General features: G+C 53.6%; 15 protein-coding genes. 5 read left to right on the top strand and 10 right to left on the bottom strand.

Annotated features, from left to right (window positions below; genetic code table 11):
- The first annotated feature begins 26 nt into the window (after positions 1-26).
- A complete protein-coding gene (locus tag MKY96_RS02330) occupies positions 27-1,733 on the top strand; it encodes a CPBP family intramembrane glutamic endopeptidase (protein WP_340938336.1) in 1,707 nt (568 codons plus the stop codon).
- 90 nt (positions 1,734-1,823) lie between these two features.
- Here the strand turns inward: MKY96_RS02330 and MKY96_RS02325 are convergent, their stop codons facing one another.
- From MKY96_RS02325 to MKY96_RS02310, 4 genes are all read right to left on the bottom strand, one after another.
- Positions 1,824-6,398 (bottom strand): galactose-binding domain-containing protein, encoded by a 4,575-nt coding sequence (locus tag MKY96_RS02325; protein WP_340938335.1) that lies wholly within the window; start codon positions 6,396-6,398, stop codon positions 1,824-1,826.
- Between the two features lie 404 nt (positions 6,399-6,802).
- Positions 6,803-8,851, bottom strand: a complete 2,049-nt coding sequence (uvrC, locus tag MKY96_RS02320) for an excinuclease ABC subunit UvrC (RefSeq protein WP_340938334.1) — start codon at positions 8,849-8,851, stop codon at positions 6,803-6,805.
- Positions 8,852-9,029: 178 nt separating this feature from the next.
- Positions 9,030-9,347: a thioredoxin gene (gene trxA / locus MKY96_RS02315; protein ID WP_036701616.1), complete on the bottom strand. Its 318-nt coding sequence runs from the start codon at positions 9,345-9,347 to the stop codon at positions 9,030-9,032.
- 241 nt (positions 9,348-9,588) lie between these two features.
- Positions 9,589-10,035 carry a GNAT family N-acetyltransferase gene (locus tag MKY96_RS02310; RefSeq protein WP_340938333.1) on the bottom strand — a complete coding sequence of 149 codons (447 nt, stop codon included), beginning with the start codon at positions 10,033-10,035 and terminating at the stop codon, positions 9,589-9,591.
- A gap of 197 nt (positions 10,036-10,232) precedes the next feature.
- On the opposite strand from MKY96_RS02310, the gene MKY96_RS02305 reads away from it, so the two are divergent.
- The gene (locus MKY96_RS02305) at positions 10,233-10,394 is read left to right on the top strand and encodes a YqzM family protein (protein ID WP_143803803.1); all 162 of its coding nucleotides are present in this window, start codon (positions 10,233-10,235) and stop codon (positions 10,392-10,394) included.
- 208 nt (positions 10,395-10,602) lie between these two features.
- Entirely contained in the window at positions 10,603-11,976 is a 1,374-nt protein-coding gene (locus MKY96_RS02300) for a glycoside hydrolase family 43 protein (RefSeq protein WP_340938331.1), read from the top strand.
- Positions 11,977-12,050: 74 nt separating this feature from the next.
- On the opposite strand, the gene dnaI is transcribed toward MKY96_RS02300, so the two are convergent.
- The 3 genes from dnaI to MKY96_RS02285 form a co-directional block, all read right to left on the bottom strand.
- Complete coding sequence (dnaI, locus tag MKY96_RS02295; RefSeq protein WP_340938330.1) at positions 12,051-13,010, bottom strand: primosomal protein DnaI; 960 nt, start codon at positions 13,008-13,010, stop codon at positions 12,051-12,053.
- 18 nt (positions 13,011-13,028) lie between these two features.
- Entirely contained in the window at positions 13,029-14,579 is a 1,551-nt protein-coding gene (locus MKY96_RS02290) for a helicase DnaB (RefSeq protein WP_340938328.1), read from the bottom strand.
- Between the two features lie 181 nt (positions 14,580-14,760).
- Positions 14,761-15,057, bottom strand: coding sequence for a YuiB family protein (locus MKY96_RS02285; protein ID WP_025707684.1), 297 nt, complete (start codon positions 15,055-15,057; stop codon positions 14,761-14,763).
- Positions 15,058-15,325: 268 nt separating this feature from the next.
- Between MKY96_RS02285 and hemQ the strand changes: the two genes are divergently transcribed.
- Positions 15,326-16,084, top strand: a complete 759-nt coding sequence (gene hemQ, locus MKY96_RS02280) for a hydrogen peroxide-dependent heme synthase (RefSeq protein ID WP_340938327.1) — start codon at positions 15,326-15,328, stop codon at positions 16,082-16,084.
- Between the two features lie 210 nt (positions 16,085-16,294).
- Here hemQ and MKY96_RS02275 read toward each other — a convergent pair whose 3' ends face one another.
- Together MKY96_RS02275 and MKY96_RS02270 are read right to left on the bottom strand one after the other, a co-directional pair.
- On the bottom strand, positions 16,295-16,567 hold the full coding sequence (locus MKY96_RS02275) for a hypothetical protein (RefSeq protein WP_340938325.1): 273 nt from the start codon (positions 16,565-16,567) through the stop codon (positions 16,295-16,297).
- A 1-nt stretch (position 16,568) separates the two neighbouring features.
- Entirely contained in the window at positions 16,569-17,762 is a 1,194-nt protein-coding gene (locus tag MKY96_RS02270) for an NAD(P)/FAD-dependent oxidoreductase (protein ID WP_173131751.1), read from the bottom strand.
- A gap of 324 nt (positions 17,763-18,086) precedes the next feature.
- Here MKY96_RS02270 and MKY96_RS02265 point away from each other — a divergent pair, with 324 nt between their 5' ends.
- On the top strand, positions 18,087-19,061 hold the full coding sequence (locus tag MKY96_RS02265; protein ID WP_340944420.1) for an NAD(P)/FAD-dependent oxidoreductase: 975 nt from the start codon (positions 18,087-18,089) through the stop codon (positions 19,059-19,061).
- Positions 19,062-19,192: 131 nt separating this feature from the next.
- Here the strand turns inward: MKY96_RS02265 and MKY96_RS02260 are convergent, their stop codons facing one another.
- The gene (locus tag MKY96_RS02260; protein WP_036721967.1) at positions 19,193-19,336 is read right to left on the bottom strand and encodes a sporulation histidine kinase inhibitor Sda; all 144 of its coding nucleotides are present in this window, start codon (positions 19,334-19,336) and stop codon (positions 19,193-19,195) included.
- Positions 19,337-19,443 lie beyond the last annotated feature (107 nt).

Here is a 19,443-nt window from a genome sequence, read left to right as displayed (position 1 = left end):
AGCATTTTATTTCAAGGAGGCGTTCCATGAATCCCGTCGGCCAGCCCCTGCATCAGCGGCCCCTTACTACCAAACTTATCCTTGCCGGAATTCTCGGACTCATTCTATTTGTCATGTTCCAGATCGCTCCCCAGCTTCTCTCCAGTTCAGACGGGGATACAGCCATTCTCAGCAAAAGCGAAATCCGGGAGAAGGCCGCCGCCTTCGCCGCCGGGCAGCTCGGCTATGAAGCCGCAGCCGGAGATGAATGGGTGATCCTGTACAAGACGGACTCTTCCTTCTACGGCTATATGTCCCGTGAGAAGCTGCTTCCGGACTATTCCAAGAATAAGCTGGACCAGCGTTATCCGTTCGATGTGTACCATGCGGTGCTCTATACGTCCGGAGAGGCGGCAGCCCGGCTGGCAGTCGATCTCAATATGTATACAGGCAAGCCTGTGGCTTTTGCTGTTGGCGCCGATGCCGATGCTGCGTCCGGGCTGAATTACGGGGAGCGGCCCACGGCGGCGGCAACCAAACGTACCGATCCTGCCAATCCTGTAAGCAGCATACCGGAGCTGAGCCTGGAGGCAAAAGAGAGGCTCGCCCTTCCCTGGCTGAAGCTATGGGGGGCCCATCCTGCCAAGCTGAAGATTGAGGCTAACCTTGAGGGATACGGGCTTGTCTATTCCGACAACTCCGTCACCATAGGTGAATTACCGCTTAAGTACCAATTCAATTATCTGAACGGCGAGGTCTCGTACTTCCGTGCAGGATTCTCGGCTCCTGCCTGGCATGATACTTATGTGGACGGGCAGACCTCGCTTGCCAAGAAGCTCACCTTGTTCGGCTACGGCCTGCCTACCCTGCTGCTCGGCATCCTGGCGATGATCTACGGCATTCTGCGCAGGAAGCATACTTCCTGGAAACGCGGAATTTTCCTGAGCTCCGTCCATTTCCTGATCATGATGGTCAGCAGCTACAATGTGGTATCCGAATCCGGCAGCGGCGGCGCTGAGGCAAGAGTTACAGCAGTAGTCATGTTCATCATCTACGTTCTGTACAGTCTGCTGATGTCGCTCCTGCTCTACTTCTCTCTGGTCGGAGGGGACGGCTTGTGGCGCTCTGAGGAGAAGCTGAATCCTTGGCCCCGGGCCTCCGAGCCCGGCTACGGCCACTATGTACTGAAGAGTATTCAGGCTGGTTATATCTGGGCCTTCATCCTGCTTGGCGTACAGACCGTCATGTTCATTATTCTGTCCTATACGCTGGATAACTGGTCCACCACTGACGCCAGCCAGTCGCCTTACAATATGAAATATGCCTGGCTGCTGCCGATTGTAGCCTGGCTGGCCGGGCTCTCGGAAGAGGCGGTCTACCGTCTGTTCGGTATCCGAATGCTGAAGAAGCTGGTCAAGAATACGCTCATCGCTTCACTGATCACGACCCTGATCTGGGCACTCGGACATACGCTCTACCCGATCTATCCCGTCATCTCACGGCCGATTGAGCTGACGGTCATCGGTCTTCTGTTCAGCTATATTTTCATCCGGTACGGGTTCATCGCGGTGATGTTCAGCCATGTGGTATTCGACAGCATCCTGATGGGCGCGACACTGATCTTCATGCAGGATAAGGTGAATATCGGCGCCGGCATCGTGACCATCATCCTGCCGTTCATCGTCGGTTATCTGGTGTATCGCTTCAACCCTCCACGGGAGCCGAAGCAGGCCGAACCGAATCCTACTCCATAAACACCAGAAGCGGCTGCGCCTCCTCCTCCGGGATAGCGCAGCCGCTTCTGTATTGTTATGCTGTCCAGACTGACTTGTGCATTCTGTGCATTAATAGACGGACAATTCCCATAAAGAGTAGCCATATTGTGTGCCGCGCTGCGTCCCGTTCACTTTCACGTACCGCGCACTGACCGGGGTGAAGCTGATATCGTCGATGTCCCCATCCCCGGTTGTTGTGGAATAGGCCGTTGTCCAGTTCGTGCCGTCTGCTGACGTCTCGATTGTGTAGGCTTTGGCATACGCGCCCTCCCAGTTCAGCAGCACACGGCTGACCGTTTGGGCAGAACCCAGATCCACCTGAATCCACTGCGGATCACTGAAGTCCGACTCCCAGCGGGTGCCAAGATCTCCGTCCACAGCACCGGCTGCGGGCTGCTTCGGATTCTCCGAAGCGGTCACCGCCTTGTTCAGCGCAAGGTTCACAGTTGGCGTTGTGCCGCCGGAAATCACCTGCTGCACCGAAGCATCATTATATCCGGCCGCAGTGACTGTAATCGTGTAAGTTTTCCCTGCAGGGAACAGCGCAGGGTTCAGGGTGATTGTACCGGCTGCCACGGTAACATTCGCTGCCGCTGCTGCCACTCCATCCACCCTCACCGCAGTAATTGCATTTCTCCAGGCCGCATTCTCCGTGAACGTCAGCTCAATCGGCTGGCCTGCTGCGTTCCCGGTGGTATCGGCTGTCAGGGCAGGCGGAGTAAGCGGTGTTACAGCGCTGCCGCTGCCGTACACTTCCAGTTCCCATAAGGAATACCCGTACGGCGTACCGCGCTCTGTGCCATTAACCTTCACATACCGCGCGCTGACCGGGGTGAAGCTAATGTCATCGATGTCCCCGTCTCCGGTTGTTGCCGAATAGACCGTTGCCCAGTTCGCTCCGTCTGCCGACGTCTGGATCGAGTAGGCTTTGGCGTACGCGCCCTCCCAGTTCAGCAGCACACGGCTGACCGTCTGGGCAGAGCCCAGATCCACCTGAATCCACTGCGGATCGCTGAAGTCTGATTCCCAGCGGGTGCCCGGGTTCCCGTCCACAGCTGCGGCAGCGGGCTGCTTCGGATTCTCCGAGGCAGTCACCGCCTTGTTCAGCGCAAGGTTCCCTGTCGGCGTTGTGCTGCCGGTAATCACCTGCTGCACCGAAGTATCGGTATATCCGTCTGCCGTCACTGTAACCGTGTAAGTTTTTGCCGTGGGGAACAGCGCGGTGTTCAGCGTGATTTTACCGGCTTCCACAGTATAATTCGCTGCCGTTGCTGTCACTCCATCCACCTTCACTGCAGTGATTGCATTTCTCCAGGCCGCATTGTCCGTGAACGTCAGCTCAATCGGCTGGCCGGCTGCGTTCTGAGTGGTATCGGCTGTCATGGCAGGCGGAGTAAGCAGCGTATCCGTGGTGACCTTCGTCGGGTCCACCTTCACCAGCTTCTTGGCTTCGACTACAGCCGAGCCTGTCACTCCTCCGCTGTTGCGGAACGTAACGGTTATGGCCGCATTCGTCGGATTCCAGACCAGCGCGCGGTAGGCGGAACCTTTTTTATATACCGTTGCACTGTAGCCGTTCTCCGCCCAAATGTCCTTGGTGCGTGATCCAAGTGTGGCCATATTGTGCACGAACCAGTACGTGTTGTACAATTCGTTCTGCTGCGGCAGTGCCGGATTCCATTTATTCAGCACCGCCTGCGGATCGCTCAGCGCCTGGATCGGCCAGACAATATGGTACCAGTCCGGTTCCGGCCCGCCGTTATCGGCCACGAAGCCGCTGTATAATCCAGCCGCCTTAGCCGTATCGAACCCGTAGCTGGTTAAATATTCTGCTGTAGGCAGCCAGTGGATGCCATAGACATACACCGGATTCCCGTTGAAAAAGGTGCCGAAGAAATTCGAGCTTCCGTAAATCTGGCCCACCGTTTTATGCGTATAGCCCGGCAGCCAGTTATCCTGGTCGTAGTTGAACCAGTACTGCTGTACTGCTCTAAGCTCCGTCGTGAAGCCCATAATGGACGCATCGCGGAAGGCTGTATTGCCGGTCAGCGTGCTCCACATATATTGGCCGACCCAGCCGAACAGCGATTCCCCTGCTGCTTCCTGGTTATTGCCGCTGTCATTGTCCGCATACCCGCCGGCCCATGAATGACCTTCATACGGGTCGAAGTTGCGGAAGTACGGGTACTTCGGGTCTGTCTTCGACGGATTGGCATAATCCCGGATCAGCTCATCGACCATTCCGCTGAATTTATTTCTGAAGTCGGTATCATAGGTGGCGAGCACAGCCGATGCAAAAACATAATAGCCATACGTGAAATGATGGTCCGTGATGCCGGAGTTCGCGCCGAACTCGCTGTTTTTATAGATCAATGTTCCCCAGTCAGAGTTGTAGTCGAAATAATAATCGGTTTCCCCCGAGGTGTACGTATACCAGTCTGTAAGCACCGTCTTCATCCGGGAGAGGAACAGATTCTTGTAGCTCTCATTGCCGATCTGATCGGCGATCAGCACACCCATGGCCAGCGGATGCAGCTTCTTGCCCTGCCAGTACGCATCGGCCTGCATCAGATTGGTGGCAGTGTCCGTATCCAGCAACGCCAGGTAATTCAGCAGATCCTGACGGGAATAGGTAGAATCGCCCGGCTCGGTGAACTGCGGCACAATGCCGTGGAATTTATCCGTAGTGGCGAACGAATTGCCCTCTGTCACCTTCATCGTTCCGCGGATGGACGGGAAGGAGACAGCGGTCAGCGGTGTTGTGGTCACCTTCCACTGGTGGGGAAGCTGGGCCATCAGCGTGGTATTCGGGAAGCCTGAACGCTTGAGTTCTGTTACCGCATTGAAGGTAGTTGTGACATCTGAGGTCGTCTCGTTGAAGGTATAGGCCACCTTCGTGTCCGTCACGAAGGCATAGCCGTGCTGGTAGAAATAATTCAGATTGGACGGTGCCGGAAAAGCCGACAGGGACAGGTAATTCTGGCCTCCTCCCAGCTGAATTTTGAGCTTGGCGCCGACCCGCTTGAAGGTTGTACCGGCCGGAGCATACAGCCCATAGTGTCTGGTTACCATTTCAGGCGTTGGCGCCCCGTTGGAATTGGTAACCGCAATGCCGATATGGTCTGCAGTCACGGTGTCGCCGTCTGCAGCCAGAATCGTAGTATTGCTGTCATTAAAGAAGCGGGCCCCGGCGGGCAGATACACTTCAGGACTGGACGGATCACTGAACTGCGAGTAGAGGTAAGGCGAGCCTTTGACGAACGTTGTCTTCAGCTTCTCCGCAGCGCCATCGCTTAACACCGCAGTCGCCGACCAGTCGCCGTAACCGGTAATCCGGTTCGACATCCCCGAAGTATTAATGTTGCCGGCCATCAGGAACAGGTCCGGGCTTCCCGCCGCTTCCTGCGCCTTGCCGTCGGCGCTTAAGTAGCCTGCACCCGGATTCAGAATGCTGAGGCCCTGCTTGGTATATTTCGATTTGAGCGGAAGCGTGATAATGCCGTTGCCGAGCTGATTGATCATAATGGACTGCCACCAGTCATTGGAAGGCAGCGGCGCAGTCAGCGCATCTGATTTGTACAGCGGATATTTAGGCTGGGGAACCGAGAGGTCATTCGCGGCATGGCTGCCTTGGCCTACGGGTACTGTGGTCAGTGTAGGCAAGGCCGGAATGTTATAGACCGGCTTGGGATCGCCTGCCACATAATCATAGGCTTGGAATTCAAAGATCGAGTACCCGAAGGAGGTGGCTCTGCTGATACCCTTCATCCGCAGATAGCGGCCGCTGGCATAGACCGGCAGATTAAGTGTGCCACCGTCGCCGTGAAGCTCGCGGTATACCGTAGTCCATGTGCTTCCGTCATTGGAAACCTGAATATCATAGATCCGGCCGGCAGCGGCCTCCCAATTAATGACCACCCGGCCCAGCGTACGTACGCTGCCCAGATCAACGCTCAGCCATTCATTATCGGTCGCGTTGGAAGACCAGCGTGTGTTCAGGTTGCCGTCTACCGCCAGTGCCGGCAGGGTAGAGCCGACAGGGAGATAGTCGGCCACCTGATAGGATGAAGCCGTCGCGGGCTTGTTCAAGGCCACATTCGGACCCAAAACTACCGGAGGAGGATTAACGCCGCCAGTGCCATAAACCTCAAACTCATAGAGGGAAATGCCGTATTGCGTCAGGTTCCGCTCTGTGGCGAATACCCGGACATAACGGCCGGTCCCGCTGAGTGTAATGTCATCCACACCGCCGTCTCCAGTAGTTGTGGAATAGATATCACTCCAATTCAATTCATCTGCGGATACCTGGATCTTGTAAGACTTGGCGTAAGCCCCTTCCCAGCGGAGCACAACGCGGTCTACCGTTGCAGTTGCCCCGAGATCCACATAAATCCAGTTCGGGTCCGTCCCCCATGAACTGCTCCACCGGGAACCTGTATTGCCGTCCACCGCCAGATCCGGGGTATTATTGCCCTCCGTGCCCGATGCATACGCGGGCCGGTCTGTGGAGAGCAGATAAGAGTCCGCGGCATATGCCCGTCCGGGCGGAAGAACCTGCACGAGACTCAGCAGCATGACGATGCTTAGAATAAGAGCGGTCCCGCTGATTCCCCTCTTGCGTCTTACAGATTTTGAATATACCATTCCCTTTATCCTCCTCTTTACGATTGGATTGCAGCTCTTCAGCCTGTAAACCTGACTTTTTCCGGAGTCCATTTCCCGGAGTCTGCATCAGCCCCTTACCCTGGTTCTGAAAGTCCACAGCTTTCACACAAGCGCTTTCATAGATTCATAATAAGCGTACCCCTTACCGAAACCGGTTGCAATTGGTAAAAGCGACGATTTATGCATAATATGAAGATTTACCTAATTGTGCAGCGACAGATTACGGAAATTCACCCCATTTGCGCATTATGTTCGGTTTTCCGCACACATTGGCCTTCCGGGAATGTAGCGGGATTTCTGAGAATACCATCCATTCCTGACCACAACCAAAGAAGCCGGCCCACATGGGGCCGGCTTCTGTTCCGTTACCGTTCACATCTATTTTAGATTGACGGCTCCTCATCCTTCAGCGCCTCCAGAATCTGACCGGCCAGCTTCTCGCCGATGGACAGCACCTTGAAATCCTCAATGGAGGCTTCCTTGATCTTCTTGAGTGACCCGAAATGCTTCAGCAGCAGCTTCCGGCGCTTATCCCCGATGCCCGGAATCGAATCGAGCTTCGAGGTGACCATTGACTTGCCGCGCTGCTCCCGGTGGAACGTGATCGCGAAGCGGTGAACCTCATCCTGGATACGCTGCAGCAGGTAGAACTCCTGGCTGTCTCTGGCGAGCGAGACCGGCTCGGCGGAGTCGCCGACCAGCAGCTGGGCGGTTCTGTGCTTGTCATCCTTGACCAGACCGCAGACGGGAATGAATAACCCCAGCTCATTCTGCAGAATATCGATCGCCGAAGAGATCTGGCCTTTGCCTCCATCGACTACGATCAGATCCGGCTGCGGCAGATTCTCCTTCAGCACCCGTTCATAACGCCGCCGGATCACCTCGCGCATCGTCTCATAATCATCCGGCCCCTGTACGGTGCGGACCTTATACTTACGGTACTCTTTGCGGGCAGGCTTGCCGTCGATGAAGACTACCATGGCCGAGACCGGATTGGCCCCCTGGATATTCGAGTTATCGAACGCTTCGATCCGGTTCAGCGAGTCCAGCCCCAGGCTCTGCCCCAGACTGCTGGCCGCCCCGGAGGTGCGCTCCTCGTCCCGCTCGATCAGGCGGAACTTCTCATTCAGCGCGACCCGGCTGTTCTGGCAGGCCATGCCGATCATCTGCTTCTTCAGCCCGCGCTGCGGCACCAGCACCTTAATGCCCAGCCATTCCTGCAGGGCGGCTGCGCCTCCGGCCGCATCTACGGTCCCTTCGGCAGCCGCCTCCTGCTCTGCCTGCTCCTGCACAGCTTCGGCAGCCGTGGAGAGATCAGCCGCAAGCATCTGACCAGCGGCGTCCAGCTCGCGCAACTCCTCTCCGGCCTCCGTCTCGTCCTCTGCGCCCAAGGCAGCCATCAGCGCCTGTCCGCTCGGCATTCCTACAGCCTCCGGTCCGCCGCTTCCCTGACCAGCGGCGCTGCCTGCTTCCGGCGGAAGCATTCCGGCGCTGGCCATATCCGGCAGCAGGATTTCCTGCGGCAGCGCGGGATTGTCGCTGTAATACTGCGTCACATAAGACATGAAGTCACTGTACGCCTCCCCGTAGAACGGAAAAGCCGACGAGTGGCGCTGAATCATTTTCCCCTGCCGCATGTACAGGATCTGCACACACATCCAGCCCTTGTCTACCGCATAGCCGAAGACGTCGCGGTCCTTGGTATCGGCTGTATTGATCTTCTGCTTCTCCATCACGGCATCGATGTGCTGAATCTGGTCGCGCAGCTCCTTGGCCCGCTCGAAATACAGCTCCTCGGCCGCCTCCTGCATCTTCTTCTGCAGATCCTTCTTCACCGCATCATGTCCGCCCCCGAGGAAGGAAGAGATATTCTGAATAATCTCCTCATAGGCCGACTTCGGCACTTCCTTCTCGCATGGCGCGAGGCACTGGCCCATGTGATAGTACAGGCAGACCTCCTTCGGCATCACCCCGCATTTGCGCAGCGGATACATCCGGTCGAGCAGCTTCTTGGTCTGCTGGGCGGCGTAGCTGTTCGGATACGGACCGAAATATTTAGCTTTATCTTTCAGCACCCGGCGGGTAACCTCCAGGCGCGGATGGGCTTCGTTGGTGATTTTCAGATAAGGAAAGGTCTTGTCATCCTTCAGCAGCACGTTGTAGCGCGGCATATGCTTCTTGATCAGGTTGCACTCCAGAATGAGTGCTTCCATGTTGCTCGACGTCACGATATATTCGAAATCAACAATATTGGCGACCAGCCGCTGCGTCTTCCCGTTGTGGCTGCCGGTAAAATAAGAGCGTACACGGTTCTTCAGTACTTTGGCCTTGCCGACATAGATGATCGTACCCTCTTGATTCTTCATCAGATAGCAGCCGGGCAGATCAGGCAGCAGCGCAAGCTTGTTGCGGATATTATCCATATAATCCATAAGTTCTCCCCCACCTGTTACTACACGGTTATAAGGTAAGTTTAGAATAGAATGTACTACACATTCAAGCCTTAATATAGAACATCCGTTTCTATAGGACAGACAAAGCGCCTTCGATAATCCGAAGGCGCTTTGTCTGAAAGGCCGCATGGCCCTGGTTACAGCAGGTTATAATCCATTATTGATGCTTGGCTACGATATTCTTAAGGGAGTCCTTGGAGTTCAGTCCTACGACTTTGTCCACAGGCTGGCCGTCTTTGAAGAAGATCAGAGTAGGAATACTCATTACTCCAAAACGGGAAGCTGTCTCAGGATTCTCATCAACATTCAATTTAGCGATCTTCACATCGTCACCCAGCTCGGTGGACAATTCCTCGAGAATTGGGGCAAGCATTTTGCAAGGGCCGCACCAAGGTGCCCAGAAATCTACTACTACAGTACCTTGACCTTCCACTTCATTCACGAAGGATTGGTCAGACACGTTCACGATAGCCATGATATTGTTCCTCCTTAAGATAAGTTTTGTGAGCTTAAGCTGTACGAAATAACTTCCGCTTCTATAGCCTGAGCCAAGTCCGCAGAATTTACTCCGAGATCATAGCGGGATAAAATGCTTCATGTAATATGATAACCAGATTATCATTTACCGACACATTCACAGTATAACATAAATACAATGCATTTGTTATATATTTCGAGAAATTATATTGCATAAAATTAATTTGTCTTTTAACGGTTTAGACTTTGTCCCTGAGATTCAGCTTCATCGTCCACGAGGTACCGGCTGTCCCGACATACTCGAAGCCGAGCTTGTGATATAACCGGACGGCCGCCTGATTCTCCGGATCAACACTGAGCGAAAGTGACGGGTATCCATCGGATACGGCTTGCTGTATGATGCCCTTCATAAGCCTGATTCCCAATCCCTGCTGCCTGTAGTCAGACCGAATAGCAACGCCTAATTCCGGGGTTGTAGCATCCACAAATCCGTAGCCCTGGTTCGTCTCGTCAAACAGCCTGTACCAGGCAGCACCTGCGGGCTGATTATCCACCAGTGCGATTACCGCCCTGTCGCCTTGTCTCCCCCAATGTTCGTTGTACTTCGCAATCCCCGGGGAATTCAGCAGCTCACTTCTGGGAGGCTTACCTTGTTCAATATGAATGGACTCATAATGCATATCCATAAGAAAATCATACTCCTGCGGTTCCATAGGTCTTATATTTAGCATAGAATCACCCTTTTGGCATACGATCTTATCTTTACAACTTCCCTGCATCTTCGTATACTTGAAGAAAGCGCATTAATTGTCAATGACTTCTCTCACATGTATAACTGTAACCCACTTCATGCAGTCATGCAACAGCAAGGAGGAAGAAGCGAATGGACGTCAATGTCAACGCACAGGTCCGTGACCCGCGGGAGCATATCAATGAGGAGCCCCGCAACGATCTCGGTGATCTGATGGCTGGTTTCTTCGGGATGACCGGCTTCATGACCGTGGTCTTCTTCGGAATGGTAATCATCAAGTATTTGTCCGAATAGCTGCTTAGGTGCAGTGTCCGGTATTCTTCGCCCAGGCCTGGGCGGGATGCCGGATTTTTTTTGCGTTCATTTTGCGATCCGTCAAGCGTCGTTAAGAATAACATAAATTTACAATTTAATAAAAAGAAAACACATTTTTGTTTCACAGGAGCCGTGTTACTCTGTATGCGAAAGCGCTCTTATACCCTATTTTGAGGAGGAAGGAACAATGAAAAAGCTTGTCAGCCTTGCTGTCGCAGGCTTGTTGGCTTCGGCGCTGTATTCCCCGGTATCGTTCGCTGACAACCCTGTTGTACAGACCATCTACACGGCAGACCCGGCCCCGCTTGTATACAATGATACGGTCTACCTGTACACCGGACATGACGAAGACAACTCGACCTACTATACGATGAATGATTGGAGGGTCTACTCCTCCAAGGACATGGCGAACTGGACCGATCACGGGTCACCGCTATCCTACAAGGCGTTCAGCTGGTCGAGCGGAGAAGCCTGGGCCAGCCAGGTGATTGAGCGCAACGGCAAATTCTACTTTTATGTCACGGCAAAAAGCACTTCGCTCGGACGGCCCGCCATCGGCGTCGCCGTTGCTAACAGCCCGACCGGCCCGTTCGTGGACGCTATCGGCAAACCGCTCGTCTCCAGCAGCTGGGGCGACATCGATCCTACGGTATATGTAGACAGTGACGGCCAGGCCTATCTCTACTGGGGGAATCCGACACTGAAGTATGTGAAGCTGAACCCGGATATGATCTCCTACAACCAGAGCACAGGTATTGTCCAGGTACCTATGACCACAGACAGCTTCGGTGTGCGAAACGGCAATGCTGACAGACCAACCCTCTACGAAGAAGGACCCTGGTTCTACAAACGCGGCAGCTTATACTACATGGTCTACGCCGCAAGCGGTATTCCAGAGAATATCACCTATTCTACCAGCTCTTCGCCTACCGGCCCATGGAAGTACAGAGGGATCATTATGCCTACCCAAGGCGGGAGTTTCACGAATCACCCGGGCATCATCGACTTCAAAGGGCGCTCTTATTTCTTTTATCACAATGGCGCGCTGCCTGGCGGGGGCGGCTTCACCCGGTCAGTGGGGGTTGAGCAATTCACCTACAACGCGGACGGAAGCTTCCCGGTCATCAACATGACAACCGCCGGGCCGCAGCCCATCGCCACCCTTAACCCCTATGTCAGAACACAAGCCGAGACCAGTGCATGGGCGGCCGGGGTAGAGACCGAGACCACCTCAGATACGGACGGGGGAATGAATGTCGGCTTCATCGATCACGGCGATTATCTCAAAATCAAAAATGTGAACTTCGGCGCCGGAGCTTCCGGCTTCGAGGCCCGGGTAGCGTCAGCAGGCAGCGGCGGTAATATTGAGCTGCGGCTGGACAGTCCGGCAGGAACGCTGGTCGGCACCTGTGCAGTGCAGAATACAGGGGGCTGGCAGAGCTGGGTGACCAAGACCTGCACGGTCAGCGGGGCAAGCGGGACTCATGACCTTTACCTGAAATTCACAGGCGGCAGCGGATATTTGTTCAATATCAACTGGTGGAAATTCAGCCCCAGCTAAATCCGGCTAACTCTTCACATAACAGTAAAAAGGGGCCCCAGCCATCACATCGACTGGGACCCTTTTTCTATTCATTACCCTCTGGCCCTGCCGCGCTGGTTCTCCCCATGCAGCGGAATCACCTCTACGAACGGGGCAATCCGGTCCATCAGCCGCTGGCCCTTGTAGACCTCTTCCCCGTCCTTGCTGGTGATGCTGAGATGCTTCTCCAGCCCGTCCAGCGGATAATTCGAGGTATAGAAGGTCGGCTTACGGTTCATCCGGTAATTCAGAATCGCTCCGAGCACATGGTCACGCGCCCAGGGATTGAGATTCTCGGCTCCGATGTCGTCGAAGATGAGCAGATCACAATTCTTCATCGTATCGACCATTTCCTTCAGCTTTTGGTTATCCATCATAATCAGCTTCAGTTCCTCGATGAAATCCGGCATATAGACAATCACGCCGCTGTAGCCCGAGATCGCCAGCTCATGGAGCAGATAGCACATCAGGAAGGTTTTTCCGGTCCCGAAGCTGCCCTGCAAATAAATGCCCCGCGAAGTCAGGCCCTCTGCCCGCACTGTTGCTATATAGTCAAATATTTTGTTCACGGCTGAGGCCCGCCGGGGGTCCTTGCCCATAATATCCATCTCATCATATCCGCCGTTCAACACCCGCTCGTCCACATAGAAGCTGCGAATCCGCTTGCGGACATTATCCTGATTATCCTGTGCAATCTTCAGCTTGCACGGTGTCTTGCGCTCATACAGATCCGTTACACCATTAACCGTCTCTACGGTAAGCTTGCTGTAATGCCCCTGGAAATCATTCGGGCAATTCGCCAGGCCGGGGCAGTTCTTACAATGCCGGTCCTCTTCGACATACTGGTACAGACGGCTTAAGTGCAGCCGCAGCCGGGACTCGTCCAGCTCGGGATGCTCAGCCTGAAGCTCCTTGACCAGGGGATGGTTCAGCAGGGTCTGCTCCAGGTCACGGGAGCGCTGGCGCAGAGCGGGGTTGTTCATCGAACGCAGCACTTCGCCCATGGACTCCATCGCTGCACCTCACTTTCTTCAGGGCGTTCTCAGAACGCCTTTTTTCTTGCTGGCCTTGATCTCGGCCGCTTTCTTCATCATCGCCGCGAATTCCTCTTCCGATACGGTTCCGGCGCTGCCGTCATCAAGCACAATCGGAATCTCCTGCTTGCCGGACCGCCCGCCGCTCTTCGTATATGAACGCGGACGGCTTCCCGTCGTGCCAGTGCCGGAGGAGGCGGAAGCCGCCCCCTTGCCCTTCACCTTGGACTGGTCGCGGATATAGCGCACGGCCTTCTCGTAAGTATTCACCTGCTTCACCAGCATATTGGAGGCAATCGCCTCCACGAAGTTGCGGTTCATCCGCTGATCGCCGCCGGAAGCTACCATCGTCATCAGATAATGGATCAGTACATTGATTACTTCACCGCTGAGCTTATAGTTCAGATCAATCTTCTCGAAAATATCCATCAGCTGGCCCGGAACCGCCCCCGGGAAGAACGTCTGCAATAGCCGTGTATAAGGCTCGTTGCGCAGCATCATATTATATTGGTGAATGTCGCATTTGGACAGAAATTGCGGAGGGACTTCTACATAGAACTCCATTTCGACAGCCTGCTCCACCGGCACTGCGGAGGGATCACTCTCTTCCTCAGCGGCGGAGCGCAGTGACACTACCTTGGAGGCAGCAATCTCTCTTTTCTCCTGGCGCTTCCTATCCTGACGGAAATGCTGGCTCGCCTTGTACTGCAGCGTATCCAGAATCACCTCTCCGTCCGGCGTGAAGACATCATCCTCATCCAGCAGACGGCATACATCCTGCGGGCCAAGCTCGTATTTGCGGGCCACATAATTAATGACACCCATCTGGTTATGGTCAAAACGCAGCTTCTCAACATGCGCACGGTTCACCGATTCACGCGGGAAGCGCAGGATAATATCGCTGTAGGCTATATTCGAATCAGCGTCCTGGGTGGTGCCGGGCTGACGCACGGAGGCTACCTCGGCCAAGGCCTGCTCCAGCTCATAGTCGATGACATGGGTATTCAGCTCAAAAATATCATAAAAGGGCAGTGAAATATTCTCTTTCCCGAGCGACCGCCCGCTCCATTCCTCGGGTTCCCGGTGCCAGAACTGCTCACGCAGCGACAGCACAGCGAACTTGCCGATCTTATCCCGGAGCAGCAGCGTCAGATGCTGGGTTGCAAAAAAATCAGCCGGCGACAGCGGCGGCATTAACTCGTATTCGTACATATAATCATCGTTCTCCGCGGCATACAGCCGGCAGGTCTGCAGCAGTCCCACCGCCTCCAGCCGGGAAGCCTGGTCTACCATATATTTACGGCCCTTCTCGTTGGGTTCAACGCCCAGGGTCATAAAGAGCCTGCGCTGCTGCTCCACACCGGAGTAACCGATAGATTCAGCCGGAATATGTTCGAACAGCAATCTGTACAGGCTGATGGCGAACGCGCCTACCATTGGCTGATAGACTGAGCCCAGCATACGTCCGTCCAGCTGGCTTAGACCGAATTCGCGGGACACGCAGTACCGGTGATGTTCAGTGAAATGATGCAGGTTGCTCATACGCATCTGCGGTTACCTCCCCCTCTTCTATACCAAATCATATAGATTTCTATTCTATCACAAAACACCCGGCCGGAAATGTAAAATAAAGATGAATTCTTGGGCTTTCTGGCGGAAAAGAAAAAAACGGCTCCCCCCCATTACAGGAGACTAGCCGTTTCTTGTTGTACCGCCCTTCAGGCAGCGTTTAGAACATTTTGTATCCGCCCAGCCGCAGCTTCTGAATCGTCCAGCCGCTCAGAACTGCCCCGGCAAGACCGGCTATGCCGGTAAGATAATCCACAATGTGGAAGGTAGAGAGGTGCTCCCATAGGGACATCGCGCTCCGGTCCCAGATGGAATAGACCACCACCGGAAGAATGACAATGACGAACAGATAGGCAGGGAACCAGGTAGTCTTCATCAGCATGTTAAGAATGAAGCCAATGCCGAACATCATCACAAAGAATAAAACGGCCAGAACAAACACCGGAATAAAGCCCATCGTACCGCCATCCCCTCTCTCTATAAAGAACCGCACACCCAAGCTTATATAATAGTAAGTTTACTAGAAAAAATGTAGCGAAGCAATGAACATTATCGTGCTACATACCGGAATTCGCATGAATGGGGGCCTCGGCGTTTGCTCTCTGCCGCCCGCTGCGCTACAATGCAAATAGCACCCGACCTATGTTCATACATATTTAAGGTATGCGGACAAAGAAGATTTTACGCGAGGATATTCCACCGATAACCTATAAGGAGTGAACAACTTGAACGAAGCCGCTTTGACACTGGAAGGCTGGTATGCGCTGCATGACTTCCGCTCGCTGAACTGGACAGCCTGGACGGCAGCCGATGACGAGGAACGGGCAGTGGCCCTGGAGGAGCTGCATGCCTTCATGCAGGAGTGGGGACCTGTCGAGGAAGCGAAGGAGGGCAGCTCTGCGGTCTATTCCATCGTGGGCCAGAAGGCTGATTTCGTGATGATGTTTCTGAGAGAGAGTCTGGAGGCGCTGAATGCGCTGGAGACCGCTTTTAACAAAATCGCCTTTGCCCAATATACAACGAAGGCCTATTCCTATGTGAGCATTGTTGAGCTCAGCAACTACGCCGCAGGAGGAAGCGCCGGAGACGGCAGCGACCCGATGCAGAACCCGCATGTGGCTGCCCGGCTGAAGCCTGTACTGCCGCAAATGAAGCATATCTGCTTCTACCCGATGAACAAGAAGCGTGAGCTTGCCGACAACTGGTACATGCTGGATATGGAGAAACGCCGGGAGCTGATGTATTCGCACGGCCTGATCGGACGCGGCTATGCCGGCAAGGTGAAGCAGATCATCACCGGCTCCGTTGGCTTCGATGACTGGGAGTGGGGCGTAACTCTGTTCGCCGAGGATGCCCTGCAGTTCAAGAAGCTCGTCTACGAGATGCGCTTCGATGAAGTCAGCGCCCGCTACGGCGAGTTCGGCCCCTTCTATGTCGGCAACCTGCTGAACGAAGAATCGTTCGAGGAGATGCTGAAGCTGTAACAGCATAAACGCAAATAGACCGCCCCCCTCTAGCAAAGGTATGCGGTCTATTTGTCGTATCCTATTTGTCCGAGGCCTACCGCCCTTAAAAGCGGCTATTGCACCCGAGAGCCGTGTTGCAAGCACGGCTCTCTTTGCATTGTACGTCTTTTCTACCTCCACTATACCACAAGTGGATTTAATAAATAAATATCTACAGCTTAAAATCACTTATGCCGAAGGTTCCTTATCGTCCTCTTCGTCCTCATCCCCGTCACGCAGACTCTCCAGATATTCAGCCGTCGCCCGGTCACGCGCGCGGCCCTTATCCTTCAGGCGTTCGATGGCCGGAAGAATGAGAATATCGATTTCCTTCTGGATATTGTAGGCCAGATCATACCGCGTCTGATCCTCCAGATAAGAGCCTACCTCAATCAGAGCATTATAGCGGTCCAGCTCCTCGCGCGTCAGCAGTCCGCGTACTTGCACGCTGCAGTGGCGCATCTTAGAGGAATCTTCCCTTCTTGAGGACGAGCGGGATGCCGCCGATGATGAGCAGGTAACGCATATCGACAACCTTCTTCAGCTGCGCCGCTGTCCAGCCTTTGTATGTCTTATCGCCGACTACGGCAATTCCCTGGCCTTTACCCAGCGAAGCTACGGTCCCCTTGTTGCTGAAGGCGAATTTCTTCGGCTGCTGGCTGCGGATGGCCGCTACCAGATTATGCGCACAGCATTCTCCCTGCTGCATGGCAATCTGTGCCGTCGGCGGGTAAGGACGCCCTTCCGGATTAATCATGAGGGAGCCGTCACCAATGATGAAGATGTTCTCATGTCCCGGAGCCCGCAGATATTCGTCTACCTTCACCCGTCCGCGCATCGCTTCGAAGCCGGCAGCCTCGATCAGACGGTTCCCGCGGATACCGCCGGTCCATACAATTGTGGAAGCCTTGATCTCTTCACCCGTGGCCAGAATCACGCCGCCAGGCAGGCATTCCTTGATCGCTACGCCCATCTTGAAGGTTACACCCTTCTTGGTGAGTACGGTCATGGCATGCTCAACCAGCTCAGGCGCGAACCCCGGCAGAGCCGTAGGCGCAGCTTCTATATTATAGATGTTGACCATACTTGGATCGACATCAAATTCTTTGCATAGTGCAGGGATCCGGTCAGCCAGCTCCGCTACAAATTCAATCCCGCTGAAGCCCGCACCGCCAATGACGAAGTTGATATGCTCCTGTGCATTATTCTCATTCTTGTATTTGGCGAACTGGTACTGGATATGCTCCCGGATCAGCCGCACAGAGTTGATGCTGCGGATGGTCAGCGCATATTTGTCGAGTCCCGGAATCCCGAACGTTTCAGGCTCACCGCCAAGGGCAATCACGAGGTAATCATACGAGAGCGTTCCGTCCTCCAGAATAACCTTCTTCTGCTGGGTGCGAATCTCCTGCACCGAGGATTTGACAAGATCGATCTTGAACTCATCGATTAATTTGGAGATAGACACGCGTGTATGCTCGATGCTGTCCGTGCCCGCTGCAGGCATATGCAGATGGGTCGTGAAATAGTGATATTCATGGCGGTTAACCAGGGTTACATCGGCTTCATTATAGTTCAAAGCTTTCTGCAGCCGCTGGGCGGTCAAAATCCCTCCATACCCCGCGCCTAGAATAACGATTTTGGGAATACTGCTCATGTTCCGGCTCCTTCCAACAGGTGAATCTGTCTATGTGTTATTTTTTGTAAAAAAATCAGGTTTCTTTTGTGAATTTATACACTTAAATTCAGAAGAATTTCCAATAAAACTTAAAGGATTTCTAAAATAACCATATCCATTGTAAACCTTAGTATCGTTTTAATCAAATATAATCATACAACAAAATGTCACATTTTTCATTGAAATCAAAGCCTTTGCAGGCAGGTGAGACTATGTTTATAATGAGTAGGTACGCTTGTATGGCAAATTGAAACTATCAACTCGGAGGTGTAATATTACGTGACATTAGAGCAAACCGTTCCTATGAGCGATCTGCTGATTATAGGCGGAGGTCCAGCCGGTATGTTTGCCGCTTTTTACGGCGGTATGCGCCAGGCTTCAGTAACCCTTATTGAGAGTATGCCCCAACTCGGAGGGCAGCTTGCTGCTCTGTATCCTGAGAAATATATTTACGATGTCGCCGGCTTCCCCAAAATTACCGCACAGGAGCTGGTGGATAACCTGTCCCGGCAGATGGAGCTGTTCCAGTCCGATATCCGTCTGGAGGAGAAGGTCGTATCGGTTGTGAAGCAGGGCGAGCGTCATTTCACCGTCACCACTGACAAGGCTGAATATCACAGCAAAGCCATTATCATCACGGCAGGCGTAGGCGCATTTGAGCCGCGGCGTCTTGAGGTACCTGATGCACAGCGCTTCGAGAAAGCCAACCTGCATTATTTCGTAAATGATCTGAATGCTTATAAGGATAAAAAGGTGCTGATCAGCGGCGGCGGCGATTCCGCTGTGGACTGGGCGCTGATGCTGGAGCCAATCGCTGAACAGGTAACCCTGATTCACCGCCGCGATAAATTCCGTGCGCATGAGCATAGTGTAGAGAATCTGATGGCCTCTAAGGTAAATGTGATTACGCCGTCCGAGATCACTGAGCTTCACGGTGAAGAATTCATTACCAAGGTCACCTTGTCCCATATCAAGACCAAGGAAACTCAAGAAATCGAAGTAGACAGCGTTATTGTCAATTTCGGCTTTGTCTCCTCTCTGGGCCCGATTGCCGAGTGGGGAATCGGCATTGAGGGCAACTCCATTGTAGTTGACTCCCGCATGGAGACCAGCATTCCGGGAATCTTCGCCGCTGGCGATATCACGACTTATCCGGGCAAGCTGAAGCTGATCGCTGTAGGATTCGGAGAAGCGCCGACAGCAGTCAATAACGCCAAGGTGTATATTGATCCGGATGCGAAGCTGTCTCCGGGACACAGCAGTAATCTTAAGCTCTAGGTTGTCTATAACCTTATAGCCATAATAAAAGGGTATCCTTTCAGGTTGATTCCACCTCAACTTGAAAAGATACCCTATTCCTTGATGCTTGCGGTTAATGAAGTCCAATGCTGCAGGATGTGCTCTGATCTTTAATGAAGAACCGCATGGTCTGGAGAGTGTAAGTTCCGTTTGCGAATTTCAGCGAGAAGCAGGGCGATGAAATCATGCTCCAAATGCAGCTCTATCGCTCTGTGATAAGAGTCTAGCAGCATCTCATCCGACAATTCAACCATAACGTTCACCTACCTTTCCTTTATTTGGATCTGAATCTATCATAGCAAACTATCATTATTCGAACAAGCGTTCTCATTATCCACAAGCTGCTGTGGAAATCCTGTGT

Source organism: Paenibacillus sp. FSL R7-0302 (assembly GCF_038006885.1).
Taxonomy (GTDB): Bacteria; Bacillota; Bacilli; order Paenibacillales; family Paenibacillaceae; genus Paenibacillus_AQ.
The sequence above is the reverse complement of the archived record's forward strand: the minus strand, read 5'-3'. Positions and strand labels throughout refer to the sequence as shown.

What these genes read in the sequence shown, in the direction of transcription:
- MKY96_RS02310 (WP_340938333.1), bottom strand. Translation starts at nt 10,035, where the DNA reads ATGGATATGCATTATGAGTCCATTCATATTGAACAAGGTAAGCCTCCC.
- MKY96_RS02270 (WP_173131751.1), bottom strand. Translation starts at nt 17,762, where the DNA reads ATGAGCAGTATTCCCAAAATCGTTATTCTAGGCGCGGGGTATGGAGGG.
- MKY96_RS02325 (WP_340938335.1), bottom strand. Translation starts at nt 6,398, where the DNA reads ATGGTATATTCAAAATCTGTAAGACGCAAGAGGGGAATCAGCGGGACC.
- MKY96_RS02285 (WP_025707684.1), bottom strand. Translation starts at nt 15,057, where the DNA reads ATGGGCTTTATTCCGGTGTTTGTTCTGGCCGTTTTATTCTTTGTGATG.
- MKY96_RS02265 (WP_340944420.1), top strand. Translation starts at nt 18,087, where the DNA reads ATGAGCGATCTGCTGATTATAGGCGGAGGTCCAGCCGGTATGTTTGCC.
- MKY96_RS02305 (WP_143803803.1), top strand. Translation starts at nt 10,233, where the DNA reads ATGGACGTCAATGTCAACGCACAGGTCCGTGACCCGCGGGAGCATATC.
- trxA (WP_036701616.1), bottom strand. Translation starts at nt 9,347, where the DNA reads ATGGCTATCGTGAACGTGTCTGACCAATCCTTCGTGAATGAAGTGGAA.
- MKY96_RS02290 (WP_340938328.1), bottom strand. Translation starts at nt 14,579, where the DNA reads ATGCGTATGAGCAACCTGCATCATTTCACTGAACATCACCGGTACTGC.
- uvrC (WP_340938334.1), bottom strand. Translation starts at nt 8,851, where the DNA reads ATGGATTATATGGATAATATCCGCAACAAGCTTGCGCTGCTGCCTGAT.
- dnaI (WP_340938330.1), bottom strand. Translation starts at nt 13,010, where the DNA reads ATGGAGTCCATGGGCGAAGTGCTGCGTTCGATGAACAACCCCGCTCTG.
- MKY96_RS02330 (WP_340938336.1), top strand. Translation starts at nt 27, where the DNA reads ATGAATCCCGTCGGCCAGCCCCTGCATCAGCGGCCCCTTACTACCAAA.
- MKY96_RS02300 (WP_340938331.1), top strand. Translation starts at nt 10,603, where the DNA reads ATGAAAAAGCTTGTCAGCCTTGCTGTCGCAGGCTTGTTGGCTTCGGCG.
- MKY96_RS02275 (WP_340938325.1), bottom strand. Translation starts at nt 16,567, where the DNA reads ATGCGCCACTGCAGCGTGCAAGTACGCGGACTGCTGACGCGCGAGGAG.
- MKY96_RS02260 (WP_036721967.1), bottom strand. Translation starts at nt 19,336, where the DNA reads ATGGTTGAATTGTCGGATGAGATGCTGCTAGACTCTTATCACAGAGCG.